Source organism: Nonomuraea polychroma, assembly GCF_004011505.1.
GTDB classification, from domain to species: Bacteria; Actinomycetota; Actinomycetes; order Streptosporangiales; family Streptosporangiaceae; genus Nonomuraea; species Nonomuraea polychroma.
In genome coordinates, this window is sequence record NZ_SAUN01000001.1 from 7,628,283 (window position 1) to 7,652,744 (window position 24,462).

Annotated in this window: 23 protein-coding genes; 9 read left to right on the top strand and 14 right to left on the bottom strand. The window is 70.5% G+C overall.

The annotated features are described in order from the left end of the window. Positions 1-20: 20 nt before the first annotated feature. Both EDD27_RS34740 and EDD27_RS34745 read right to left on the bottom strand, forming a co-directional pair. Positions 21-701, bottom strand: coding sequence for an ABC transporter permease (locus EDD27_RS34740; RefSeq protein WP_127936151.1), 681 nt, complete (start codon positions 699-701; stop codon positions 21-23). Next, complete coding sequence (locus tag EDD27_RS34745; protein ID WP_127936152.1) at positions 694-1,752, bottom strand: ABC transporter ATP-binding protein; 1,059 nt, start codon at positions 1,750-1,752, stop codon at positions 694-696. The genes EDD27_RS34740 and EDD27_RS34745 overlap by 8 nt, the downstream gene beginning before the upstream one ends. A gap of 265 nt (positions 1,753-2,017) precedes the next feature. On the opposite strand from EDD27_RS34745, the gene EDD27_RS34750 reads away from it, so the two are divergent. Continuing rightward, positions 2,018-3,499, top strand: a complete 1,482-nt coding sequence (locus EDD27_RS34750) for an RNA polymerase sigma factor (protein ID WP_127936153.1) — start codon at positions 2,018-2,020, stop codon at positions 3,497-3,499. A gap of 5 nt (positions 3,500-3,504) precedes the next feature. Here EDD27_RS34750 and EDD27_RS34755 read toward each other — a convergent pair whose 3' ends face one another. The 7 genes from EDD27_RS34755 to EDD27_RS34785 form a co-directional block, all read right to left on the bottom strand. Beyond that, positions 3,505-4,383 (bottom strand): sigma-70 family RNA polymerase sigma factor, encoded by an 879-nt coding sequence (locus tag EDD27_RS34755; RefSeq protein ID WP_127936154.1) that lies wholly within the window; start codon positions 4,381-4,383, stop codon positions 3,505-3,507. A 207-nt stretch (positions 4,384-4,590) separates the two neighbouring features. Beyond that, positions 4,591-5,754 (bottom strand): lipid-transfer protein, encoded by a 1,164-nt coding sequence (locus tag EDD27_RS34760; RefSeq protein WP_127936155.1) that lies wholly within the window; start codon positions 5,752-5,754, stop codon positions 4,591-4,593. After that, positions 5,751-6,152: a MaoC family dehydratase gene (locus EDD27_RS34765; RefSeq protein WP_127936156.1), complete on the bottom strand. Its 402-nt coding sequence runs from the start codon at positions 6,150-6,152 to the stop codon at positions 5,751-5,753. Before EDD27_RS34765 ends, EDD27_RS34760 begins: the two co-directional genes overlap by 4 nt. After that, positions 6,149-7,090, bottom strand: coding sequence for a bifunctional MaoC family dehydratase N-terminal/OB-fold nucleic acid binding domain-containing protein (locus tag EDD27_RS34770; protein ID WP_241564421.1), 942 nt, complete (start codon positions 7,088-7,090; stop codon positions 6,149-6,151). Before EDD27_RS34770 ends, EDD27_RS34765 begins: the two co-directional genes overlap by 4 nt. Further along, positions 7,087-8,241 carry an acyl-CoA dehydrogenase family protein gene (locus tag EDD27_RS34775; protein ID WP_127936157.1) on the bottom strand — a complete coding sequence of 385 codons (1,155 nt, stop codon included), beginning with the start codon at positions 8,239-8,241 and terminating at the stop codon, positions 7,087-7,089. Before EDD27_RS34775 ends, EDD27_RS34770 begins: the two co-directional genes overlap by 4 nt. After that, positions 8,241-9,266: an acyl-CoA dehydrogenase family protein gene (locus tag EDD27_RS34780; protein ID WP_127936158.1), complete on the bottom strand. Its 1,026-nt coding sequence runs from the start codon at positions 9,264-9,266 to the stop codon at positions 8,241-8,243. The genes EDD27_RS34775 and EDD27_RS34780 overlap by 1 nt, the downstream gene beginning before the upstream one ends. Next, a complete protein-coding gene (locus EDD27_RS34785; RefSeq protein ID WP_127936159.1) occupies positions 9,266-10,867 on the bottom strand; it encodes an AMP-binding protein in 1,602 nt (533 codons plus the stop codon). The genes EDD27_RS34780 and EDD27_RS34785 overlap by 1 nt, the downstream gene beginning before the upstream one ends. Before the next feature lie 187 nt (positions 10,868-11,054). On the opposite strand from EDD27_RS34785, the gene EDD27_RS34790 reads away from it, so the two are divergent. Continuing rightward, the gene (locus EDD27_RS34790; protein ID WP_127936160.1) at positions 11,055-11,708 is read left to right on the top strand and encodes a TetR family transcriptional regulator; all 654 of its coding nucleotides are present in this window, start codon (positions 11,055-11,057) and stop codon (positions 11,706-11,708) included. 132 nt (positions 11,709-11,840) lie between these two features. Here the strand turns inward: EDD27_RS34790 and EDD27_RS34795 are convergent, their stop codons facing one another. After that, on the bottom strand, positions 11,841-12,803 hold the full coding sequence (locus EDD27_RS34795) for a GlxA family transcriptional regulator (RefSeq protein WP_127936161.1): 963 nt from the start codon (positions 12,801-12,803) through the stop codon (positions 11,841-11,843). A gap of 77 nt (positions 12,804-12,880) precedes the next feature. Here EDD27_RS34795 and EDD27_RS34800 point away from each other — a divergent pair, with 77 nt between their 5' ends. The 7 genes from EDD27_RS34800 (at position 12,881) to EDD27_RS34830 (ending at position 19,611) form a co-directional block, all read left to right on the top strand. Next, positions 12,881-13,822: an NADP-dependent oxidoreductase gene (locus EDD27_RS34800; protein ID WP_127941158.1), complete on the top strand. Its 942-nt coding sequence runs from the start codon at positions 12,881-12,883 to the stop codon at positions 13,820-13,822. Between the two features lie 365 nt (positions 13,823-14,187). Then, a complete protein-coding gene (locus EDD27_RS34805) occupies positions 14,188-15,183 on the top strand; it encodes a sigma-70 family RNA polymerase sigma factor (RefSeq protein WP_127936162.1) in 996 nt (331 codons plus the stop codon). A 43-nt stretch (positions 15,184-15,226) separates the two neighbouring features. Next, positions 15,227-16,342 carry a steroid 3-ketoacyl-CoA thiolase gene (locus EDD27_RS34810; RefSeq protein ID WP_127936163.1) on the top strand — a complete coding sequence of 372 codons (1,116 nt, stop codon included), beginning with the start codon at positions 15,227-15,229 and terminating at the stop codon, positions 16,340-16,342. Between the two features lie 37 nt (positions 16,343-16,379). After that, entirely contained in the window at positions 16,380-17,408 is a 1,029-nt protein-coding gene (locus tag EDD27_RS34815) for an MBL fold metallo-hydrolase (RefSeq protein WP_127936164.1), read from the top strand. A 25-nt stretch (positions 17,409-17,433) separates the two neighbouring features. Beyond that, a complete protein-coding gene (locus tag EDD27_RS34820; RefSeq protein WP_127936165.1) occupies positions 17,434-18,114 on the top strand; it encodes a FadR/GntR family transcriptional regulator in 681 nt (226 codons plus the stop codon). A gap of 60 nt (positions 18,115-18,174) precedes the next feature. Then, positions 18,175-19,122, top strand: a complete 948-nt coding sequence (locus EDD27_RS34825; protein ID WP_127936166.1) for a DNA polymerase ligase N-terminal domain-containing protein — start codon at positions 18,175-18,177, stop codon at positions 19,120-19,122. A 30-nt stretch (positions 19,123-19,152) separates the two neighbouring features. Beyond that, positions 19,153-19,611, top strand: coding sequence for a GNAT family N-acetyltransferase (locus EDD27_RS34830; RefSeq protein ID WP_206641792.1), 459 nt, complete (start codon positions 19,153-19,155; stop codon positions 19,609-19,611). Between the two features lie 370 nt (positions 19,612-19,981). Here EDD27_RS34830 and EDD27_RS34835 read toward each other — a convergent pair whose 3' ends face one another. The 4 genes from EDD27_RS34835 to EDD27_RS34850 are packed head-to-tail and all read right to left on the bottom strand — an operon-like array spanning position 19,982 to position 24,457. After that, a complete protein-coding gene (locus tag EDD27_RS34835; protein WP_127936167.1) occupies positions 19,982-20,914 on the bottom strand; it encodes an aldo/keto reductase in 933 nt (310 codons plus the stop codon). A 46-nt stretch (positions 20,915-20,960) separates the two neighbouring features. Next, entirely contained in the window at positions 20,961-21,941 is a 981-nt protein-coding gene (locus EDD27_RS34840) for an ABC transporter permease (protein ID WP_127941160.1), read from the bottom strand. Positions 21,942-21,946: 5 nt separating this feature from the next. Beyond that, positions 21,947-23,428 carry a sugar ABC transporter ATP-binding protein gene (locus EDD27_RS34845; protein ID WP_127936168.1) on the bottom strand — a complete coding sequence of 494 codons (1,482 nt, stop codon included), beginning with the start codon at positions 23,426-23,428 and terminating at the stop codon, positions 21,947-21,949. Beyond that, positions 23,429-24,457: a sugar ABC transporter substrate-binding protein gene (locus EDD27_RS34850; protein ID WP_127936169.1), complete on the bottom strand. Its 1,029-nt coding sequence runs from the start codon at positions 24,455-24,457 to the stop codon at positions 23,429-23,431. Positions 24,458-24,462 lie beyond the last annotated feature (5 nt).

Below are 24,462 nucleotides of genomic sequence, written 5' to 3' on the forward strand. Positions count from 1 at the left end.
CTCCCCGCCCAAGCCAACGCTCACGTCCCCTGCCCCTTCCGCGCCCGCACCCATGGGGTGAGCAACCGCTGCGCCAGCACGATCAGCCCGTCGGCGATCAGTGCCAGCGCCACGATCAGCACGATGCCGACGATGACCGGCGGCATGAACGGATTCTGGTACGCCCGCGTGAACAACCCGCCGAGCCCGCCCTGCCCGATCAGCGCGCCCACGCTGACCAGGCTGATGCTGGACACCGCGACCACCCGCAGCCCGGCCAGCACCACCGGCACCGCGATCGGCAGCTCGACCAGCAGCAGGCGGCGCAGCGGCGTGAACCCCATCGCGACCGCCGACTGGCGGACGTGGTCGGGCACCGAGCCCAGCCCGTCCACCACGGCCGGTATCAGCACGGCCATGCCGTAGAAGGTCAGCGGGATGATCACGGTGGTCTGCGACAGCCCGGTCACGGAGATCAGCAGCATGAAGACGGGCAGCGAGGGCAGCGCGTAGACGACGTTCATGAAGCCCGCGGTGGGCTGGTAGAGCCAGCGCCAGCGCACGCACGCCAGACCCAGCGGGAGCGCCATGACCAGCGCGAGCAGGATCGGCACGAGGGACATGGTCAGGTGGTCGGTGAGCAGGTTCCTGATGCTGTCGACCCGCCCGGTGTCCCAGTTGCGGGCGATCCACTCCCAGATGGAGGGAGGACCGTCACCCATCTGCGGCCTCCGCGAGCGCCTGGTCGAGCGCCTCCCTGGTGGCCACGCCGACGACCTTGCCCTGTTCGTCCACGGCGACGGCGCAACCGGACGGCGACAACAGCGCCGCGTCGAGCGCGGAGCGCATCGAGTCCCGGCCCGCCACGAACGTCCCGTACGGCTCCACCTCGCCGGGCCGCGCCCCGGAGGCCCACCCGACCGGCCGCCCCTCGGCGTCCACCACCAGCAACCACGGCTCGGACGTGCCGCGCTCGGCGCCCTCCTCGACGGTCAGGTCGGTACGCAGCCGCAACGCTCCCGTGGAGACGAACTGCAGCCGCCTGATCCCCCTGTCGTGCCCCAGGAACTCGCGCACGAAGTCGTCGGCCGGCTCGGACAACAACGTCTTCGGGTCGGCGAGCTGCGCCAGCGTGCCGCCCACCCGCAGGACGGCCACGCGGTCGCCGAGCTTGATCGCCTCGTCGATGTCGTGCGTGACGAAGACGATGGTCTTGTTGAGCTCCGCCTGGAGCCTGAGCAGCTCGTCCTGGAGGCTCGTGCGCACGATGGGGTCGACGGCGCTGAACGGCTCGTCCATGAGCAACACGGGCGGGTCGGCGGCCAGCGCCCTGGCCACGCCCACCCGCTGCTGCTGCCCGCCGGACAGCTGGAACGGGTAACGCCCGGCGAGCGCCGGATCGAGGCCGACGCGCTCCAGCAGCTCCATGGCCCGCCCGCGGGCCTTTTTCCGGTCCCAGCCGAGCAGGTAGGGGACGGTGGCGATGTTGTCGACGATCTTCCGGTGCGGGAACAGCCCTGCTTGCTGGATGACGTACCCGATGCCGCGCCGCAGCGTCGGCGGGTCGATGCCCTGCACCGGCACGCCGTCGAGGAGGATGCGGCCCTCGGAGGCGTCGATCATGCGGTTGATCATCCGAAGGGACGTCGTCTTCCCGCAGCCGGAGGGGCCGACGAGCACCGTGATCTCGCCGGTGGGCGCCTCCAGGCTGAGGCGGTCCACGGCGACCGTGCCGTCCGGGTAGCGTTTGGTGACAGCGTCGAATGTGATCACGCGTGACCTCTCGCTCGTGGCAGGGCCGCGACCCCCCGCCACGACCGCCGCATGATCTCCAGGAACCACAGACTACGGCGATCCTGCCCGCTCTGTCCCCTTGGGCCCGGCTTAAGCGTTTCACTGACCAGGCATATTTACCTAAATCTGGATCTGGTAGTGCGCCGAACCTGTCTGTGTTGGCATGATTACCTCCACAATCACCTGACGCGCACCCCTCAACCACCACTCTCAGCGTCCGCACAGAGCAAGAGGATCCGGCCCCGTGTCCCAGCCGCTCACGGATCAGCGCCCACGCGCAGAACTGATCGCCGAGCTCTACGACCGTCATGCCGCCGGGCTGTTCGCGTACTGCGCTGACCAGCTCGGCGACCTCGGCTCCGCCGCCGACGTCCTGATGTCGGTGCTCTCCGGTGTGCCCGCCACGGAGCCACCCCGCGCCGCTCTCTACGCCTTCGCCCGCCGCCAGATCCACCGGCGCGACGTCGTCTACGCGCCGCCCCTGGTGGACCCGCTCATGGACCCGGCCACGGCCCTCGTCGAGCGGAGCCTGCGGGAGCTGCGCCCGCACCAGCGGGAGGTGCTCGTGCTCTGCGCGGTCTGCGGGCTGAGCAAGGCCGAGCTGGCCTGGGTGCTCGACGTGGCGCCCGACACGGCCGACGAGCTGGCCGTGGGGGCAGGGCATCGGTTCAGGCAGGCTCTGGGGGCGGCGCTGGCCTCCACCGGGGTACGCGTGCCCAAGCCGATCGCCGACATCTACGGCGCCCTGGGGGTCGCGCCGCTGCGTGACGTGCTCGGCCGCCTGCCGTGGCCACAGCCCCCGGGGGCGCTGCGCATTCACTTCGCCGGCTCGCGTACGGCCAGTCCCGCGCCGCTGTTCGTCAGGCCGCGCTGGCCCAGCCCGCCGATGTGGCCGCAGCCGCTGGCCGATTCCGACCCGGCGACCAGCACGCTGATCTTCCCCAAGGAGCTGCTGACGCCGCCGGCGCCGTCCCAGGTCTCCCATCACGAGGCCACCACGGCCCCGATGCCCAAGGTCCGCGACTCGCTGAGCCCGCCGCCTTCCCTCGGCCGTCCCCTCAGGGATCCGCTGGGCGCCCTGGACTCCTCCCGTCCCTTCGAGGAGCGGCCGTTCTTCATGGCGGCGCCGGCGGACGGGCCGCAGCCGTTCGCCACGGGGGACGTGCTGCTGCCCAAGGACTCGCCCGAGCCGTTCGCGACGGGCGACGTGCTCGTGCCCACCGAGACGCAGCCCCAGCCGCCGTTCGAGGCGGGCGACCTGCTCGCGCCCGGCGGCGAGGCGCCCCCTGACCTGCGGCCACCCGCGGGCGAGTCCCGCCGGGAGCTCCGCAGGCCCAGGCCGGCGCGTCGGTCGAAGCCTTCCCCGGCCGAGGACGTGCTGGTCCACAAGGGCCCGGCCCGCCCGCTCCAGACAGAGCCCGAAGATCCGGTACGCGACACGGCGCCGCTGTTCAAGCCGCGTCCCAAGGCCACGGAGCCGGTCTACCGGATGCCGCTGCCCTGGGAGGACGAGCCGGCCGCGGAACCGAAGGAGTCCCTGCTCGCCCCGCGCCCGGTCCGGGCCAGGCCCGTGCCCAAACGACGCCCGGACAAGCCCCGGCCGGAGAAGGCACGCCGCCGCGGGGAACGCCACTACGACTGGGCCTGGGAGCTGATCGGCTTCCTGATCTGCGTGGCGATCGCGATGATCGTGTTCTTCTCCGTCCCGATGTTCGTCGAGCCCTAAGAGCGCTAGACGGCTTTCAGGTCGAGCGTGCTCAGTCGGTCCGCGTCGGCCAGGATGTCCATGGCCACCACCTTGCCTCCGGCGATGGTGAAGGCCCCGACCGACACCACCTGGCCGCCGACCGTGTTGATCAGGCCGGGCACGCCGTTGACCAGGACCGGCTGAGCGACCTGAGCCATCCGCTGGAACATGAGCGCCTGCTTGGCCACCGCCAGGGCCCCGCGCAGCTCCAGCCAGCGGCCGGTCGCCAGGGCTCCCTGGTCCACCCGCAGAACGATGTCCGGGTCCAGCACCGCCACCAGGGCGTCGAAGTCGCCGGCCCGCGCGGCCGTCATGAAGGCGTCCACCACCACGCGCTGCCGCGACAGGTCCGTGTCCGGCTCCGCGGTCGCGCCGCGCACCCGGCGCCGGGCGCGGCTGGCGAGCTGACGGGTCGCGGCCGGGGTGCGGTCCACGATGGGGGCGATCTCGTCGAAGGGCACGGCGAACATGTCGTGCAGCACGAACGCCAGCCGCTCCGCCGGCTCCAGCGTCTGGAGCACCACGAGCAGCGCCAGCCCCACCGAGTCGGACAGAAGCGCCTCGTGCTCGGGATCGACGCCGTCCTCCGGGCTCACCACCGGGTCCGGCATCCGCGTCTCCAGGGGCTGCTCGCCGCGTGTGCGTCGGGAGCGCAGCATGTTGAGGCAGACACGGCCCACGACCGTGGTGAGCCAGCCCCCCATGTTCTCCACGTCGCTGGTGTCGGTGCGGCTGAGCCGGAGCCAGGTCTCCTGCACCGCGTCGTCGGCCTCGCTCAGCGAACCGAGCATCCGGTACGCCACCGCCCGCAAATGTTCCCGGTGAGCCTCGAAGAGGCTGGTCACCACATCTTTGTCGTCCATCGGTCACATTCTCCCCCGCCGCCACGTCATTGCGGTGACCGACCGACTCACGAACGCACTGGAGACACCATGGAAGCACGGATGAACCACCCGGCGGCATGCGGGCGCTGCTCGCGCTCGGCGAGGTCATCGAGCGCGCCGGCGTGCCGAGGCAGCTGCTCGACCTCGTCTCCCTGCGGGCCGTAGCGGTGACCTGCGGAAACGGGGCTAGCCCGCCGAGAGGATCAGCCCGCTCGTCGGCACGCCGGTCCCGGCCGTGACCAGGACGTGGGCGACGCCGGGCACCTGGTTGGCGGCCGTGCCGCGGACCTGGCGCACCGCCTCGGCGATGCCGTTCATGCCGTGGATGTACGCCTCCCCGAGCTGCCCGCCGTGCGGGTTGACGGGGAGGCGTCCGTCCAGCTCGATCCCGCCGTCCCTGAGCAACTCAGGCGCCTCGCCCCGGCCGCAGAACCCCAGCTCCTCCAGCTGGGCCAGCACGAACGGGGTGAAGTGGTCGTACAGGATGGCGGTCTGGATGTCCCGCGGCGACAACCCGGACATTTCCCAGAGTTGCCTCCCGACGAGCGACATCTCCGGCAGGCCACTCATGTCATCGCGGTAGTAGCTGGTCATCATCATCTGGCCGGCGCCGGAGCCCTGCGCGGCGGCCGTGATCACCGCGGGGGACCTGCGCAGGTCGCGGGCCCGCTCGGCCGAGGTCACGACCAGGGCCACCGCGCCGTCGCTTTCCTGGCAGCAGTCGAGCAGGTGCAGCGGCTCCACGATCCATCGGGACGCCTGGTGCTCCTCCAGCGTGATGGGCCGCTGGTAGAACCAGGCGGCCGGGTTGGTGGCCGCGTGCCGCCGCATGGCCACGGCCACCCGGCCGAAGTCCTCCGAGGTCGCGTTGCAGGCATGCATGTAGCGGCGCGCGAACATGGCCACCCAGGCCGCCGGGGTCATCAACCCGAACGGGACGTGCCAGCTCATCTCCAGGCCCTGGGAGGTCGGCTCGCCGGTCAGGCGGGCGTTCGGCTGGCCGAAGCGGCGGCCGGAGCGCTCGTTGAACGCCCGGTAGCAGACCACCGTCCGCGCCATCCCCGTGGCCACGGCCATGGCGGCGTGCGCCACGGTGCCGCAGGCCGCGCCGCCACCGTACTCGACGCGGGAGAAGAAGGTCAGGTCGCCGATCCCCGTCTCCCTGGCGACGGCGATCTCCTGGTTGGAGTCCTGGCTGTAGGTCACCATGCCGTCCACGTCGCCGGGTGACAATCCGGCGTCGTCCAGCGCCGACAACACGGCCTCGGCGGCCAGCCGCAGCTCGGACCGCCCGGACTTCTTGCTGAACTCGGTGGCGCCGATGCCCGCGATGGCGGTGCGTCCGCTCAACAACGTGCGTTCTCCTCGGGAAGCATGAGGGTTACCGTGCCTGTGGCGTGGTCGCCGAGGCTGACCTTGCCGCGTACCTCCACCGTGACCTGGCCGTCCTCGTGCGACACGACGGTCCCGTTGAAGCTCAGGCGGTCCCCCGCGTACGCCGGGACGCCCAGCTTGACGTTGATGCGCTTGATGACGGACTCGGGGCCGGCCCAGTCGGTGACGTAACGTTCGACCAGGCCCATGGTGGTCAGGATGTTGAGGAAGATGTCCTTCGAGCCCTGGGCGCGGGCGAGCTGAGTGTCGTGGTGGACCGGGGTGAAGTCCATGGTGGCGAGGGCCGTGGAGACGACCACGGTGGGCGTGAGGTCGATGGACAACTCCGGCAGCACGGCTCCGATCTCGGTCATGACTCCCCCGGTGTCCACATCGGCAGGACGAGCTCGTCGTCCATCGGGCGATACGTCACGCGCAACGGCATGCCGATCCGCACCTCGTCCAGCGGGCAGTCCACGACGTTCCCGACGATCCGTACGCCCTCCGGCAGCTCCACCACGCCCACCACGAACGGTGGCTCACGGCCCGGCACCGGAGGGTGGTGGTGCACGACGTAGCTGTAGAGGGTCCCCTCGCCGCTCGCGACCGTGTAGGAGCGGCCGGCCGAGCGGCAGTGAGGGCACAGCGGGCCCGGCGGGTGGCGCAGCAGGCCGCAGTCGGCGCAGCTCTGAATGCGCAGCTCGCCCTTCTGCACGCCTTCCCAGAAGAACGCGGTGTCCTGGTTGATCGCGGGCCGGAGCGGATACGGCTCCTTGAGGGCTTCGGCGGGGGCTTTGGCGGGGGCTTTGGCGGCAGGCGGGCGAAATTTCAGGACACGGAAGAGCATTTCCGCCACTGGCTCGTCGTCCTCGGCATACCAGGTGACGTTCCACGTGGCGAAGAAGCCCACGCCCAGAGCGGTCTTCTTGGGCCCCGCCAGGCCCGTGAACCTGGTCGCGGGGGTGAGGCGCTCGCCCAGGCGGGCGTAGCGGTGGTAGGTCTGCTCGCAGTTGGTCGCCACCACGCCCGTGTAGCCGCCGGCGTTGAGCGCGGCCATGATGTCGTCCACCGGCGAGCGGTCCTTGGCCGTGGGCCGCAGCCCCTGCATGGTCCACACCTGGGCCATCGCGGGCGGGGCGACGCCCTTGTCCAGGTAGACCGGGTTCTCGTCGCCCATGGCTGCCAGCCAGTGCCTGATCATGGGGACGTTCACCGGGTCGGGCGCCGGAGTGCCGCGTACCTCACCCAGCGCCGCCTGTTTGTCCGCGAGCTCGTGCAGCTCCTCGTCCGTCATCGGCTTCGCCTCGCTCATCGGGGCGGCCTCGGCAGACTCAGGCCGAGCATCGCGATCAGCTCGCGCTGCACCTCGTTGACCCCGCCGCCGAACGTCAGGACCACGGCGCCCTTCACTCCGTGGTCGTGGCGTTCGAGCAGCTCGGCCGTCTCCGGGTCGGCGGGGTCGCCGTACCTGGCCAGGATGTCGCCGATGATCCTGCCGACCTCCTGCACCCGCTCGGAGCCGTAGATCTTGGTGGCGGACGCGTCGGGGGCGCCCAGCCAGCCCAGGTCCATGTTCGCGGCCACCTGCCAGTTGAGCAGCTCGTTCGTCCGTAACGCCACCCACACCCTGGCCAGCGCCCGCCGCACGTCCGGGATGTCCATCCGGCCCGTGCGCCTGGCCCAGGCGAGGAAGCGGTCGTAGGTCTGGCCGATGTTCCCGGCGGGGCCGAGCGTGACGCGTTCGTGGTTGAGCTGGTTGACGATCAGGTCCCAGCCGCGGTCCACCTCGCCGACCACCATGTTCACCGGCACGCGGACGTCGCTGTAGTAGGTGGCGTTGGTGTGGTGGCGGCCGTCCATGGTCACGATCGGGGTCCACGAGAAGCCGGGGTCGTCCGTGGAGGCGATCATCATGGTGATGCCCTTGTGCTTCTTGGCCTCGGGGTTCGTCCGGGCTGCCAGCCAGATGTACTGGGCGTAGTGTGCGCCGCTGGTGAAGATCTTCTGGCCGTTGACGACGTAGTGGTCGCCGTCGAGGACCGCCGTGGTCCGCAGGGACGCCAGGTCGGTGCCGGCCTCCGGCTCGCTGTAGCCGATCGCGAAGTGGCATTCGCCGGCGAGAATGCGCGGCAGGAAGAGGTCCTTCTGCTCCTGGGTGCCGTACTGCATGAGCGTGGGACCGACCGTCTGGACCGTGATGATCGGATAGGGGACGCCTGCCCGGGCTATCTCGTTGGCGAAGATCTGCTGCTCCAGCGGGCCGTAGCCACCGCCGCCGTACTGCTCGGGCCAGCCGAGGCCGAGCTTGCCGTCGCGGCCGAGGCGGCGGCAGTGCTCCATGTACACATCGCCGAACGGGTCCTCGGCGATCTTCCTGCGGTCCTCGTCGGTGAGGCAGCCCTGGAAGTACTCGCGGAGCTCGTCGCGCAGTTTCCGTTGCTCGGGGGTCAGATCGATCAGCATCAGACGAGCGCTCCGATCAGGTCCAGCTGGGCGTCGGCGCCGCCGAGCAGGTGGGACAGGTGCTTGGCCTGGGCGAAGTAGCGGTGCAGCGGGTACGTCACGTCCAGCCCGAGTCCCCCGTGCAGGTGCTGGCAGGTGTAGAGGGCGGTGAAGGCCTCGCTCACGTGGTACGCGGCCAGCGCCAGGTCCTGCTCGGCCGGCAGGCCCTCGCCCAGCCGCCAGACCGCCGACCACATGGCCACGTCCAGTGCCCGGCCGGCGATGTAGACGTCGGCGATCTGCATGGTCACGGCCTGGAACTCGGCCAGCGACCGGCCGAACTGTCTCCTGGTCCTGATGTAGGAGGTGGTCAGCTCCAGCGCCCCGGCCAGCACGCCACTGGCCTGCGCGGCGACCGCGGCGGTGAAGAGCTGCCGGACGCCGGTGACCGCCTCCGGTCCCGCCAGCCGCTCCGCGGGGGTGTCCTCGAGCACGACCGTCGCGGCGGGCTCGCCGGTGGACGTGAACTCCGCCGTCGTCGCCGGCTCCTCGACCAGGAACAGGCCCTCATCGGCGCTGACCAGCACTGCGGACGCGGGGTGGAGCACGGAGACCTTGCGCCCCGTCAACGCCCAGCCGTCACCGGACGGCCGCGCGACCGTCGAAGGCGGCTCGGCCAGGGCGCGGCCCGGCTCCCGCAACGCGAGCGCCGTCCGGCCCGCACGCCCGGCCCGGGCTCCAGCCGCCGCACCACCCTCGCCGCTCGTGCCGCTGAAGCGTCGTTGCTGGTCGAGGGTGCCGTATCGGGCCAGGGCCAGCGTGCTCGCCAGCGTCGGGAGGGCCGGGACCGCCGCCGCCCGCGCTCCCACCTCCCGCAGCACCACGGCCATCTCCACCGGTCCGAGCCCGGCGCCGCCCGCCTCCTCGGGCACGCACACGCTCATCAGCCCGGCCTGCCACAGCCGCTCCTCGTCCTCTTCCCTGGCGAGGACCTCGGCCGCCAGCTTCTTCAAGTCCTGCTGGGTTTCGTCCAGGTTGAAATCCACTACGTCTCCAAGAGGTGTTGCCTGCCGTGCCGTACGAACTCCTCCTCGATGCCCTTGGCGTCCGCGTCGGTCAGCGGCCGGAGCCCGGCAGGCGTCCGCCACCAGACCGGGTCGCCGGTGCGCCAGCCCTCCCGGGCGAGGACCCGTTTGAGGACCTTGTGGGAAGGCGTCTGGGGCAGGTGATCAGAAACGCGGATATAGCGGGGTAAGGACTTGACGCCCAGATCCCGGCGGGATTCCAGGAACGCGGTGAACGCCTCCGGGTTGAACGTCCCCTCCAGCACCAGCGCCGCCATGACCTGATCTCCGGCCGCCACGTCGGGCACCGGGTAAACAGCGGCCTCGATCACCCCGGCGAACTCCCGTAACGCGGCCTCGATGGGCGCGACGGCCAGGTTCTCGCCGTCCACCCGCAGCCGCTCGGTGCCGCGCCCGGCGAAGAACACGTACCCCTCCGCGTCCATGTACGCGAGGTCGCCCGACCAGAACGCGCCGTCCCTGACCCGCTCGGCGTCGGCGTCCGGGTCGTTGTAGTAGCCCTCGAACAGCCCCAGCCCCGACATGTTGACCAGTTCGCCGACGGCCTCGTCGGGGTTGAGCAGGCGGCCGTCCTCGACGCGGGCCGGGGGGCAGGGCCGCCCGGTGAAGGGGTTCAGTATCGCGACGCCCTCGGGCAGCCTGCCGAGGCAACCCGGCGGGCCCGAGGGGTCCGGAGTGAGCGAGATGGCCGTCTCCGTGGAGCCGAACGCGTCGATCACGTGACAGCCGAACCGTTCCCCGAACCGCTTGATCGCGACCGCGCTGCCCTCGTTCCCGAAGGCGATCTTGAGCGGGTTGCGTGCGTCGTCCGGATGTTCGGGGGTGGCCAGGACGTAGGAGAGCGCCTTGCCGACGTAGTGCAGGTACGTGGCGCCGTACCGCCTGACGTCGGGCAGCAGCCCCGAGGCCGAGAAGCGCCGCCGCAACACCAGCGCCGCCCCCGAGGCGACGGCGGGGGCGTAGGCGGCCATCAGGGCGCCGGAGTGGAACAGCGGCATCGAGCAGTAGACGACGTCCTCGGGCGTGAGCAACGCTCCGAGGCTCATCCCGGGCACGGCGATCTTCCGCTGGGTGATCCGGACGGCCCGCGGCCGGCCGGAGGTGCCGGACGTGAAGATCAGCATCACGAGGTCCCCGGGCGCCGGCTCGGCATGGGAACCGCCCACCGCACGCGACCCGATGCCGAGCAGGGGAAGGGAGTCCACGTTCAGGGCCGCGGACACCAGCCGGGCCGCCTCCTCGTACGGGCCGTCCCACAGGAGCAGCTCGACGTCCGTGGCACGGGCGTCGCGGATCAGCTCGTCAGGCGACCGCGTGGGGTTCAGCGCCACGACCACGTGGCCTGCCAGCGCCGCCCCGCCCAGCAGGAAGACCAGCTCTGGAACGTTCTCGCTCAGCACCCCCACGTGCACCCGCGGGCCTCGCGCCGACAACCACGCCCCGGCCGCGCGGCAGGCGGCGACGTACGCACGCCAGGACCACACCGCGTCCTCGAACATCAACCCAGGTCGGTCATCCTCGGCCCGTGCCCGAAGCAGGGCCGCGAGGGTGTTCGCGGTCATGCCGCCTCCACCAAGCGCTCGGTCAGCCGAATCGCAAACTAGAACAGATTCTAATATCTGTCCAGAGGCCGTCCATGCCGATAACTCTGGATACCTCCCCGTAACGTGGTAGACATGGCCCGACAAGGCTTCTTTGTGACTCGCCAGTAACAAGCCGCGCCTGCGAGAAATCAGATAACGTGTTCTTATGCGCACCTCGCATGGCACCATCGCCGCGCCCTCCTCGAGCGACACCGAGGGGACCATGGACAGCCGGCCCGCCACGGGCGGGCACGGCGTCCGCACGCGCAGTCAGCACCAGCGCCGCAAGCGCATCGTCCAGGCCGCGGCCGCCCTGGCCTCACGCGGCGGGGTCGAAGCCATGCAGATGCGTACGGTGGCCGAGCGCGCGGGCGTTGCCCTTGGCACGCTCTATCGGTACTTCCCCTCGAAGATGGACCTGGTCGTGGCGGTGGTCGGCGAGGAGATCGACCTCCTGGAGAGCAGCATCGAGCGCCGGCCGCCCGGCGCCGCCACACCGTCGAGCCGCGCGGTGGACGTGCTGATGCGCGCCACCCGCGGCCTCATGCGCGAGCCCGAGCTGGCCGACGCCCTCATCCGCTCCCTGATCATGGCGGAGGTGCAGACGCCCTTCGGCGACCGCATGGCGGGGCTGCTGCTGCGGGTCTCGGCCGACGGCCTGACGCTCGAGCAGGCCAGCGAGGAGCAGCGCGACCTGGCCGGGTCGCTGGCCAGCGTGTGGGTGCAGGAGCTGCTGGAGATGCTGCGTGGCCGGCGCACCTACGACCAGATCCAGCGCCGCATCGAAACCGCCGCCGCCCGTCTTCTCGCCGACATCTGACCGTCAATACCAGTAGGCAAGCTGTAGGCGGGTGCCGTTGGGAGCCGCCACGCCGCCCGGCTGGGCAGCGGTGTCCAGGCAGCGGTTGTTGTAGAGGTTGCGGATCTGGAACGGTCCGACGGCCAGTGGGCCCTACTCAAACGCGCGGAATGTACGGCGGTAGACGTGGGGCGAGACGCCCAGCGACGCTTGGATGTGCTGCCTGAGCGAGGCCGCCGTTCCGAATCCTGCGCGGTCGGCGATGCGGTCCACCGGCAGGTCGCTGCTCTCCAGCAGATGCCTGGCGAGGGCGATCCTCTGGTGCGTCAGCCATTGGCCGGGGCTCATGCCGACCTCCCGCCTGAAGTGCCTGGTGAACGTGCGGCGGCTCATGCCCGCGTGGCCGGCCAGGTCGTCGAGCTTGAGCGGCGTCCCCAACCGTTCCATGGCCCAGGCCCTGGTGGGAGCGGTGCCGACGCTGGACGGCTCGGGCACGGGCTGCTCGACGTATTGGGCCTGGCCGCCGTCCCGCCACGGCGGCACGACGCACAGCCTGGCGACCTGGTTGGCGATCTCGCTGCCATGATCGCGCCGTACGAGGTGCAGGCAGAGGTCCACACCGGCCGACGCGCCCGCGGAGGTGAGGACGTCACCGTCGTCCACGAACAGCACGTCCGCGTCCATCCGCACCTTGGGGAACCGCGTGGCGAATCGCCTGGCGTGCCGCCAGTGGGTGGTCGCCGGCCGGCCGTCGAGCAGCCCTGCGGCGGCGAGCACGTAGGTGCCGATGCAGATGGACACCACCCGCGTCCCCGGCCGTATCCCCGCCAGCGCCTCGGCGAGCCCGCCGGGCAGCGACTCCCTGCCGGTGATCTCCGAGAACCACTCGGCCGCGGGCACCACCACCGTGTCGGCGCCGGCCAGCGCGCTCGCGTCGTGCTCGACGGCCACGGAGTAGTCGGCGGCCGTGGCCACGGGACGGCCGTCGATCGTGCAGGTGACGACGTCATAGAGCGGCTCGCCGCCGGCCCCCTTGGCGACGCAGAAGATCCGGGACGGCACGCTCAGCTCGAAAGGGATCACGCCGTCAACGGCCAGGACGACCACACGATGCATGGCCCGATTTTTACACATCATGTCCTTCGGGCCACTCGCGAGCGGCGCGGCGGCGGAGGAGGCTGGACGACATGAAAATGAAGGCGATCAGCCAGGATGCCCTGGGCGGCCCCGAAGTGCTGAAGATGGTGGAGGTGGACCGGCCGGAACCGGGCCCGACCGAGATCCTGGTACGCGTGGAGGCGGCCGGGCTCAACCCGACCGACTGGAAGACCCGCGCGAGCGGCGGGCTGCTGAGCTCACCGCCGCCGTTCGTGCTGGGATATGACGTCTCGGGCGTCGTCGAGGCGTCGGGAATCGGGCAGGCGCTCTACAAGCCCGGTGACGAGGTGTTCGGCATGCTGCGCTACCCGGACGGGCACGGCGCCTTCGCCGAGTACGTGACCGCGCCGTCCCGGCATTTCGTCCGCAAGCCCGCCGATCTCGACCACGTGCAGGCGGCGGCGATCCCGCTGGCGGCGCTGACCGCCTACCAGGCGCTCGTGGACGTGGCCGGGCTGAAAGGCGGCCAGCGGGTGCTCATTCACGCCGCGGCCGGCGGGGTCGGACATCTGGCGGTGCAGATCGCCAAGGCCCGTGGGGCGTACGTGATCGGCACGGCCAGCGCCGCCAAGCACGACTTCCTGCGCGGTCTCGGCGTCGACGAGCTCATTGACTACCGCAACGAGGACTTCTCCGAGATCGTGCGGGATGTGGACGTGGTGCTCGACACGATCTGCGGCGACTATGGGCCGCGGTCGCTGCGCACCATGCGCAGAGGCGGCACCATCGTCTCGCTCGCGCTCTCGTTGTTCGACCGGAGCGTGCACCAGGTGGCGGCGGAGCTGGGCCTGCGTTCGGAGACCATGCTGGTGGAGCCGGACCAGGCCGGTATGCGCGCGATCGCGGCGCTGGCCGAGGCCGGCCGGCTGCGGGTGGAGGTGGCGGCCGCCCTGCCGCTGGCCGATGCGGCCAAGGCGCACGAACTCGGCGAGACCAACCGCACCACCGGCAAGATCGTCCTCACGGTCCCCCACTGAGAATGAGATGCCGTGGCGTCCCCGTCCCTCGCGCGGGAACGACACGGCCGCCCTTCGCCTCCCCCGGGACGCCCCCGCGGCTCCCGGAGGAGGCCGTTCTCCCGGCCCCACGTCAACGGCTCACAGGACCGCCGGCGAGGCCGTCACGAACACCGCCGGCCCGGCCAGGAAGACGCCCCGGCACGAGAGGAGATCCCGGAGCCGTCCGGCGAGCAGCAACAGGCCGGCGCCACCCAGCGCGACGGAGCTCAGCGATCGGTTTTCATGGTGATTTCTTTGCCTTTCGTTACTGGGATCGACTCAATTGACCTGTCAGTGGCGAAAAAGTCATCGGTCTGTCGGTGGCGAGGTCTATACAGGGAGGTATGAGCGACAAGCCGACCAACGAGGACTTCCTCCGGCTGGCCGATCCGATGCGGCGCGAGCTGCTGGCGCACTGCTACCGCATGATGGGATCGGTCCACGACGCCGAGGATCTCGTCCAGGAGACGTACCTTCGGGCATGGCGGGCCTACGACGGTTTCGAGGGGCGTTCCTCGTTGCGTACGTGGCTCTACCGCATCGCCACCACCGCGTGCCTGACCGCGCTGGACAGCCGCAACAGGCGACCGCTGCCGACCGGCCTGGGCGCGCCCAGCACCGAGCCGACGGCGCCCTTGGTGCAGGACAACGAGGTGCCGTGGCTGGAGCCGGCGCCCGACGCGCTGACCGGCGCGGGCGCCGACGACCCGGCCTCGATCGTCACCTCGCGCGAGAGCATCCGGCTCGCGCTGATCGCCGCGCTGCAGCATCTGCCGCCCCGGCAGCGTGCGGTCCTGATCCTGCGTGACGTGCTCAGGTGGAAGGCCGCCGAGGTGGCCGAGGCGGTCGGCGTGTCCACGGCGGCCGTCAACAGCATCCTGCAGCGGGCCCGTGCCCAGCTCAGCGAGGTGTCGCCCAGCCTGGACGACCCGGTGGAGCCGCTGAACGAGGAGCAGCGGGCCAAGCTGGACCGATACGTCGCCGCGTTCCAGAGCTACGACATCGACAGCCTGGTGGACCTGTTCACCAAGGACGCGATCTGGGAGATGCCGCCGTTCATCGGCTGGTACCAGGGGCCGCAGACGATCGTCGAGCTCACCAAGAATCAGTGCCCGGCCAAGCGCTCCGGCGACCTCAAGCTGGTCCCCGTCGCCGCCAACGGGCAGCCGGCCTTCGCCATGTATCTGCGCGAGAACGGCGTCTACCACCAGTTCGCCATCATGGTGGTGACGTTCTCCGGAGACAGCATCAGCCACGTCGGCATGTTCCACGAGCAGAGGCTGTTCGAGACCTTCGGGCTTCCTTCGACTTTGGAGAGCGAGGCTTCCGCGACAAAGTAGAACGCGTTACAGTCGCGCCAGAGCATCGTTCTGGAGGCGACGTATGGGCACACCTGTGATCGTCGAGGCCGTTCGCACCCCCATCGGCAAGCGGGCGGGCTGGCTGGCCGAGCTCAAGCCGCAACAGGTCCTGGCCACCGCGCTCAACGGGCTCATCCAGCGCTCCGGCGTCGATCCGGCCGCCGTCGAGCAGGCGTTCGCCGGGTGCGTGACCCAGGCGGGCGAGCAGGGCGGGCACGTCGGCCGGCACGCGTGGCTGTACGCGGGGCTGCCGTACCAGACGGGCGTCACCACCGTGGACGCGCAGTGCGGGTCCTCACAGCAGGCCGTGCACCTGGCGGCGGCGATGATCAGCGCCGGCGTGATCGAGGCCGGCGTCGGATGCGGCGTCGAGGTGATGAGCCGGGCCCCGCTCGGCAGCAACGTCCTGCCCGCCAAGCCCAAGCCCGACGACTGGAACATCGACCTGCCCGACCAGTTCACGGCTGCCGAGCGGATCGCGAAGCGGCGCGGGCTGACCCGCGAGCGGCTCGACTGGTTCGGGGCGCGCTCGCAGCACCTGGCGGCCAAGGCCTGGGCCGACGGGCGGTTCGAGCGAGAGATCGTGCCGGTCGGCGACGTCCGCAGGGACCAGGGGCTGCGCGAGACCACCGTGGACGGGCTGGCCAAGCTCAAGCCGGTGATGGAGGGCGGGATGCACACCGCCGGCACCTCGTCGCAGGTCTCCGACGGCGCCGCCGCGGTGCTGGTCATGAGCGAGCAGGCGGCGCGGCGGCACGGGCTGCGGCCGCGGGCCAGGATCCTGGCGCAGGCGCTGGTCGGCGCGGAGCCGTACTACCACCTGGACGGCCCGGTGGACGCGACCGCCAAGGTGCTGGCGGCGGCCGGCATGACGATCGGCGACATCGACAGGTTCGAGGTGAACGAGGCGTTCGCGTCCGTGGTGTTGTCGTGGGCGAGCGTGCACGAGCCCGACCTCGACCGGGTCAACGTGAACGGCGGCGCGATCGCGCTCGGCCACCCCGTCGGCGCCACGGGCGCCCGGCTGATCACCACGGCCCTGCACGAACTGGAGCGGTCGGACTCGGCGACCGCGCTGGTCACGATGTGCGCGGGCGGCGCCCTCGCCACGGCCACGATCCTGGAGCGGATCAACTGATCACGTTTCCATTCGCTCAGTACCGATCGGGGGGCGCATGAAGAGCAGACGCAGGCCGTACGCGCAGCAGCGGCCGCAGGACCTCGGCGGCGGGGTGTGGAGCGTGCCAGTGCCGATCCCCGGCAACCCGCTCGGTTACACGCTCGTCTACGCCATCGAGTCGCCGAAGGGCCCGGTGCTGGTCGACGCCGGGTGGAATCACCCGGACGCGTGGGAGGCGCTCAGCGGCGGCCTCGCGGCGCTCGGGATCGACGTGCGTGCGGTGAGCGGGGTGGTCGTCACTCATTTCCATCCCGACCACGCCGGGCTCGCCGGTCAGGTCAGGGAGGTGTCCGGCGGGTGGATCGCCATGCACGAGAGCGACGCGGCACTGGTCACGCTCATGCACGAGCTGCCCGAGAGCGAGCATGCGAGCTTCCAGACCGACATGCTGAGACGGGCGGGCGCCGACCCAGGGGAGGCCATGGAGGCGGTGAGCCGGCCGACACCGCCGGCCAGGCCCGACCGCGAGCTACGTGACGGCGACCTGGTGGACCTGCCGGGGCGCAAGCTGCGGGCCGTGCACACGCCCGGCCACACCCCTGGGCACATCTGCCTGCACCTGGAGGACGCCGACCGGCTGTTCACCGGCGACCACGTCCTACCCGACATCACCCCACACATCGGCATTTATCCCTTTGACCGCGACGATGTCGATCCGTTGGGGGATTTCCTGGAGTCCTTGGACCGGGTCGGCGAGCTCGGCCCACTCGACGCGCTCCCCGCCCATGAGTGGATATTTCAGGATGTGGCCGCACGTGCCGCCGAGATCCGCCACCATCACGAGGAGAAGCTCGCACGGCTGCGCGCCCTCCTGGCTCAGCGGCCGGAACCGCTGACCATCTGGGAGGTCGCCGCGATGATGACGTGGAACAGGCCCTGGGACGAGTTGTCCCCCATGCTCCGGGGCATGGCGGCCGGCGAGGCCGCGGCCCATCTGCGCACCCTGGAGGCCAGGGGCGCAGTACGCCGGAGCTCGAGGGTCTCAGGGGTCGATCCTGTCCGCTTCCAGGCTCTAGACTCGTAGACATCCGATGTCTAGGGAGAAAAGTGTGGCGGTCACCGACGCAGCCATCGACAAGATCAAGCAGATGATCGTCTCCGGGGAGCTGGCCCCGGGCGACCGGCTGCCGAAGGAGGCCGACCTGGCCGAGCGGCTCGGCCTCTCGCGCAACTCGCTACGCGAGGCGGTGCGCGCGCTGTCCCTGATCAACGTGCTGGACGTGCGCCAGGGCGACGGCACGTACGTCACCAGCCTGGAGCCGCGACTGCTCCTCGACACCATGTCGTTCGTGCTCGACCTGCACCGCGACGACACGGTGCTGCAGTTCTTCGAGGTACGCCGCATCCTGGAGCCGGCCGCGACGGCGATGGCGACCAAGCTGATGAGCGACCAGGAGATCGAGGAACTGCGGGTGATCCTGGAGTCGCTGCCCGCCGAGCCCACGGTCGAGGAGCTCGTGGCCAACGACCTGCGCTTCCACCAGCGGATCGCGCAGGGATCCGGCAACAGCGTGCTTTGCTCGTTCATCGAGAGCCTGTCAGGTCCGACCACTCGGGCCAGGATCTGGCGCGGGCTCACGCAGGAGGGCGCGATGGACAAGACGCGCGAGCAGCACACCGCGATCTACGAGGCCATCGCGGCCCGCCAGGCCGACGTCGCCCGCTCCTGGGCGACCGTGCACGTGGCGGGCGTGGAGTCGTGGTTGCGCAAGGCACTGGAGCTGGACTGACGGGGCGGATGTCGTCCCGGCTCATGGTGAGGGACGGGACCGGCGGGTAGAACCCTGGGCGTGCCGGACAAACTTGAGCGATACCGGAGCAAGCGCGACCGCACCCGTACCCCTGAGCCGATCCCCGCCGAGGCCCCACCCGGCGGGGACGGCAACGCGTTCGTCATCCAGGAGCACCACGCCCGGTCGCTGCACTGGGACCTGCGGCTGGAACGCGACGGCGTCCTCGTCTCCTGGGCCGTCCCCAAGGGGCTGCCCGCCGACCCGAAGACCAACCACCTCGCCGTGCAGACCGAGGACCACCCGATGGAGTACCTCACCTTCCACGGCGAGATCCCCAAAGGCGAGTACGGCGGCGGCACCATGACCGTCTGGGACACCGGGACGTACGAGACGGAGAAGTGGTCGGACCGCGAGGTCAAGGTGGTCCTGCACGGCAATCGGTCCTCCGGCCGGTTCGTGCTGTTCCAGACGCGGGGCAAGAACTGGATGATCCACCGCATGGACGGTCCCGCCCGCGACCCGTTCCCGCCGCTCGAACCGATGCTTCCCACGGAGCGGGCCAAGCCCCCGAAGGACAGCTCCGCGTACGCGTTCGAGTTCGCGTGGGGCGGACGCCGCCTCCTGGTCCCCATCGAGGGCGGCCGGACCGACGCCGCCCGCGAGCATCCCTGGCTGCGCGGGCTGGCCGAGTCGTTCGGCAGTCGCACGGCGGTGCTGGACGGCGAGCTCGCCACGCTCGGCGGCGCGGAGATCCTGGTCTTCTACGACCTCCTGTACGACGACGGGCACTCCCTCGTCACGGAGCCCTATACGGCCCGCAGGTCGGCCCTGGAGTCCCTCGGGTTGTCGGGCGGTCACTGGCAGACGGCCCCGTCCTGGCCCGGGGATGCGGGGCCGGTGCGGCAGGCGGCTCGGGAGCAGGGGTTGCCGGGGGTGGTGGCCAAACGCCTGGACTCGCCGTACGAGCCGGGCCTGTCCAAGGCCTGGCTGTTCATTCCAGCTTGACGAGCGACCAGGTCACGAAATACTCGTCCGGTGCTCATTACGGAGATTTCGCCCGTCGACCATCCGCTCGGGGTTGAGCTGCTCGCGCTGCAGAAGGCCGCCTACGCCGTCGAGGCGGAGCTCATCGGAGATGATCGGATCCCGCCCCTGCACGAGAGCCTGGAGGAGCTGCGGGCGCAGCCGCTGCGGTGGCTAGGGGCCGTGGACGAGGACGGTCGGCTGGTCGGCGCCGTGGCGTGGGAGGAGACCGGCGACGAAGTGGACGTCAACCGGCTGGTCGTGCATCCCAGTGCGGTTCGGCGCGGGATCGGGCGGGCGCTGGTCAAGGAGGCCCTGGTACGGGCAGGGGCGCGGCGGGTCGTGGTGGCCACCGGGCGGGACAATTCGCCTGCGCGGAGGCTGTACGAGGGGCTCGGGTTCGCGTTGGCCGGAGAGGTCGAGGTGATCCCCGGCCTGTGGATCGCCAACTACGCCCTCCTCCCGGCCTGAACCGGCAGCCACCAACCGCCCTACCCGCGCAAGCCCCGCACAGCACGCACCGCCGCCCAAGGCACGGGCCCGCATGGCACGCGCCGCGCCGCAGTCCGCAAGGCAGGCGCCGCCGCCCAAAGGCACGCACCCCGTAAGGCACGCACCGCGCCGCAGGGCACGCACCGCGCCGCAGGGCAGGCGCCGCCGCGTAGGGCAACGGGGCCTCCGCTCCCGCCCACGCACGAGGGCGGGAGCGGCGTCCCGTTCCCGCCCACGCACGAGGGCGGGAGCGGCGTCCCGTTCCCGCCCACGCGCGAGGGCGCCTGTCCGCGCAACCCGCGTAGGCAACCGCTGAGGGCCGGCCTGTACGGCGCAATGCCTCAGGGCCCTAGCGCTCCTGGGACAGCAGCCCCTCCGACTCCAGCTCCTCCCACAGTTCCTCCGGCACCGGCCGCGACCACAGGGCGGCGTTCGTGGTGACCTCCTCCGGAGTTCGGGCGCCCAGGACGACGGTGGCGATAGCCGGGTGGCGCAGGGGGAACGCCATGGCGGCCTGGGGCAGCGAGACGCCGTGGCGCTCGCAGACCCCGGCGATCCTGGTGGCCCGCTCCACCAGCGCCGCCGGCGCCGGCTGGTAGTTGTACGTGCCCGCAGGCTTGGGCGTGGCCAGGATGCCGCTGTTGAAGACGCCGGCCGCCAGCACCCTGACGCCGCGTTTCACGCACTCCTCCAGCAACGGGAGGCCCGACTGGTCGAGCAACGTGTAGCGGCCGGCGAGCATGACCACGTCGATATCGGTCTCCTGGACGAAGCGCAGCGGAACCGGCCACTGGTTCATGCCGACGCCGATCGCCTGCACCATGCCCTCGGACCGCAGCTCGGCCAGCGCCGGGTACGCCTCGGCGAGCGCCTGCTCCACGTGATCGTCCGGGTCATGGATGAGCGCGATGTGGACGGCGGGCAGGGCCAGCCGTTCCAGGGACTCCTCCAGCGATCGGCGTACGCCGTCGCGCGAGAAGTCCCACACCCGCTTCAGCTCCGCCGAAACGTCGAAGCCCTCGTCGTCCCGGCCCGATCCGGACCGCGCGGGCACAAGCAGGCGGCCGACCTTCGTCGACAGGACGTAGCCGGAGCGGCCGGCGAGCGCCGCGCCGAGGCGGCGCTCCGACAGGCCGAGCCCGTAGTGCGGGGCCGTGTCGAAGAGCCGGACGCCGCGGTCCCACGCCGCGTCCACGGTGGCACGCGCCTGCTCGTCCGTGACCTCCTCGAACAGGTTGCCGATCGGAGCGCCGCCGAACCCATGGCGGGGCAGGCCGATCACGCCGCACCTCCCGGCCACGTCGGAACGCCGCAGCTCAGCCTTTGCATCAATCTTGTGCCTTTCCGCCCGCGATCCGGCTGATCATCAGCGCGATGAGGATGATGCCGCCGTAGATCACCGGCTGCCAGAAACCGGAGACGCCGATGAGGGTCAGGATGTTCTGCACCAGGCCGATCACCAGCACGCCGGTGAGCGCGCCGAGGATCGTGCCCTTGCCGCCGTCCATGCTGACGCCGCCGATGACGGCCGCGGCGAACACCATGAAGATCCAGCCCACGCCCATGTTGTTGCCGATCGCGCCGAGGCGGCCGGTCTCCAGGATGCCGGCCAGCGCCGCCAGCGTCCCGCCCAGGATGAACACCCCGTACAACACCCGGTCCACCCGGATGCCGGCGGCGCGGGCGGCGTCGGTGTTGCCGCCGATGGCGTAGAGCGCGCGGCCGAGCCTGAGGTAACCGAGGCCGAAGATCCCGGCGGCGAACAGCAGCGCGGCGATCCAGATGGCCGCGGGCAGGCCGAGCCAGGTGGCGCTGCCCAGGTAGAGGATCGAGTCGGGCAGCTGGAACAGGGTCTTGCCCTCGGTCGGCCCCTGCAGCAGCCCATGCACGATGATCAACATGGCCAGCGTGACGATGAACGCGGACAGCTGGAACCTGATGATCAGGAAACCGTTGAACGCGCCGATGGCCGCGCCGACGAGCAACGTGAGCGGGATCGCCAGCGCGCCGGGCAACCCGATGCCGAACCCGCCGGCCGATGTGGGGATCACCAGCATCACCGCGATCGCGGGCGCGGTGCCGACCGTGGACTCCAGTGACAGGTCGAACTTGCCGGCGATGAGGATCATGGCCTCGGCCAGCACGAGGAGCGAGATCGCCGCCTGCTGCTGCAGCACGTTCGTCAGGTTGCCGAGGGTCAGGAAGACCGGATCCAGGAACGAGCCCACGATGAGCAGGATCACGATCACCGGTACGAGCGTCAGGTCACGAAACCTGGCCAGCTTCACCCGGGGAACCGGTGGGGACAAAGTGATCAATCTTCTATGCCTTCCATCACGGCCACGAGCTCGTGGTCGGTCCAGCCACGCGGCACTTCCTTCACGACCCTGCCGTGGAACATCACCAGCACCCGGTCGCAGATCCGCAGGTCGTCGAGCTCGTCGGAGACCACGACGGCCCCAGCGCCCCGCTCGACCGCGTTCTCGACAGCGCCGAGCAGGGCCTGTTTGGCCTTGACGTCGACGCCGGCCGTCGGGTTGATCACGACCAGCACCGTCGGATCGTCCACGAGCGCCCGCGCGAACACGACCTTCTGCGCGTTACCCCCGGACAGGTCGCCGACGGGCTGATCAGGGCCCTCGGTCTTGATGTCCAGCGTTTCGATCATCTGCTCGGCCTTCGCCCGGCGGCGCACCGGCGACACGATGCCGTACCGGCCGAGCTTGCGTGCGATCGGGAACGTGGCGTTCTCCCCCACGGACAGGAACGGGATGAAGCCTTCGTGGTGCCGGTCCTCGGGCACGAACCCGAGCCCGGCCTTCATGGCCGCCGGCACGTCGCCCGGCTTGACCCGGGTGCCGTTGACCGTGACCGTGCCGGCGTCCGCCTTGCGGAGCCCCACCAAGGTCTCGGCCAGGCCGACCTTGCCACTGCTCGCGGAGCCGGCGAGGCCGACGACCTCGCCGGATTTCACCGAAATATCAATATTTGCGTAGCGGCCGGCCAGCGACAGACCCTCCCCCGACAACACCACCCGCCGGCCGGGCGTGCGGGAGCGGGCCTCGTACGCCACCGTGGCCTCCCCCGTCATCGCGGCGACCAGCTCGTCGTGCGGCAGGTCGGCGACCGGCTTGGTCACGATGTGCCGGGCGTCGCGGAAGACCGTGACGCGCTGGCAGATCTCGTAGACCTCGTCGAGGTGGTGGGAGATGTACATCATCGTGACGCCCTGCTCGCGCAGCGACCGCATCCGCGCGAACAACCGCTCGATGGCCGGCCCGTCCAGCCTGGCGGTGGGCTCGTCGAGAATGATGAACCTGGCGCCGAACGACAGCGCGCGAGCGATCTCCACGAGCTGGCGCTGCTCCACGCTCAGATCCCCGGCCAGCGCCTGCGCGTCCACGTCCACCTCGTACGTGTCCAGCAGCTCGCGGGCCCTGACCTGCAGCCCGCCCCAGTTGATCACTCCGCCTCTGTCGGTCTGGCGGTTGAGGAAGAGGTTTTCCGCCACCGTCAGCGCCGGGATGATCGTGGACTTCTGGTAAACGCAGGCGACGCGCTGCCGCCAGGCGTCACGGTCGGCGAGGGCGGGCGCCGCCTCTCCGGAGAACAGCACCTCGCCCTCGTCAGGCCGCTGGAGCCCGGTGAGGATCGACACCAGGGTGGATTTTCCCGCGCCGTTCCTGCCGACGAGCGCGTGAGTCTCGCCCTCGGCGATGGCGATCTTCGCGCCGTTGAGCGCGACGGTGGGGCCGAAGCGCTTGACGACGTTTCGGGCTTCAACGTGAATGTTCATCTACTTGACCTGGTTACCCCAGAGGCTCTTGTCATCCACGTTGTCCTTCGTGACGAGCGGCGCGGGGAGCTGGTCCTCCAGGCCGTTCGGAAGCTGGATGATCGTGCTGTCGTGGTCCGTCGGGCCCGGCTTGAACGTCTTGCCCTCCAACGCGGCCTTGGCGTAGTAGAGCGCGTACTTCGCATACAGGTCGGCCGGCTGCGACACCGTGGCGTCGATCTCGCCCTTCCTGATCGCCTCGTACTCCTGCGGGATCCCGTCGTTGGAGACGACGAAGATGTGCTTGGGGTCAGCCGTCGGTACGAGCAGCCCCTTCTGCTTGAGCGTCTGCAGCGTCGGCGCGAGGTGGACGCCGCCGGCGTGCATGTAGATGCCCTTGATGTCAGGGTTTTGCTCCAGGCGGGTCTGCAGCATGGACGCGGCCTTGCTGCCCTCCCACTCGGTCGGCTCGCTGAAGACCGTGATCCCGGGGAACTTGGTCTTCATGCACTCCAGGAACGCCTCCGACCTGTCACGGCCGTTGATGGAGCTGAGCGCACCCTGGAGCTGGACGACCTTGCCCTTGCCGCCGAGCTTCTCACCGAGGAACTCGCAGGCCTTGGTCCCGTACGCGCGGTTGTCGGCGCGTACGACCATGAAGACCTTGCCCTTGTCCGGCCGGGTGTCGACGGTCACGACGGGAATCTTCTTGTTCTCCAGTTGCTGCAGCGTGTTGGCGATGGCGCCGGTGTCCTGCGGGGCCATGACGATCGCCTTGGCGCCCTGACCGATCAGCGCCTGCACGTTGTTGACCAGCTTGGCCACGTCGTTCTGCGAGTTCGTGGCGGGCATGAGGTCCACCTTGAGCTCGCCGGCCATCTGGGGGACGTATTTGATGTAGGAGTTCCAGAAGTCGGAGTCGGCGCGGGGATGGTCGATGCCGACCTTCCCGCCGCCGCTTCCGCCTTCTGCGGTCGTCGACGTCCCTGAGCCGCATGCGGTGACGACCGCTAGGAGAGCCGCGCCCGCGATCACCCGTCCGAAGTTCATTGGGG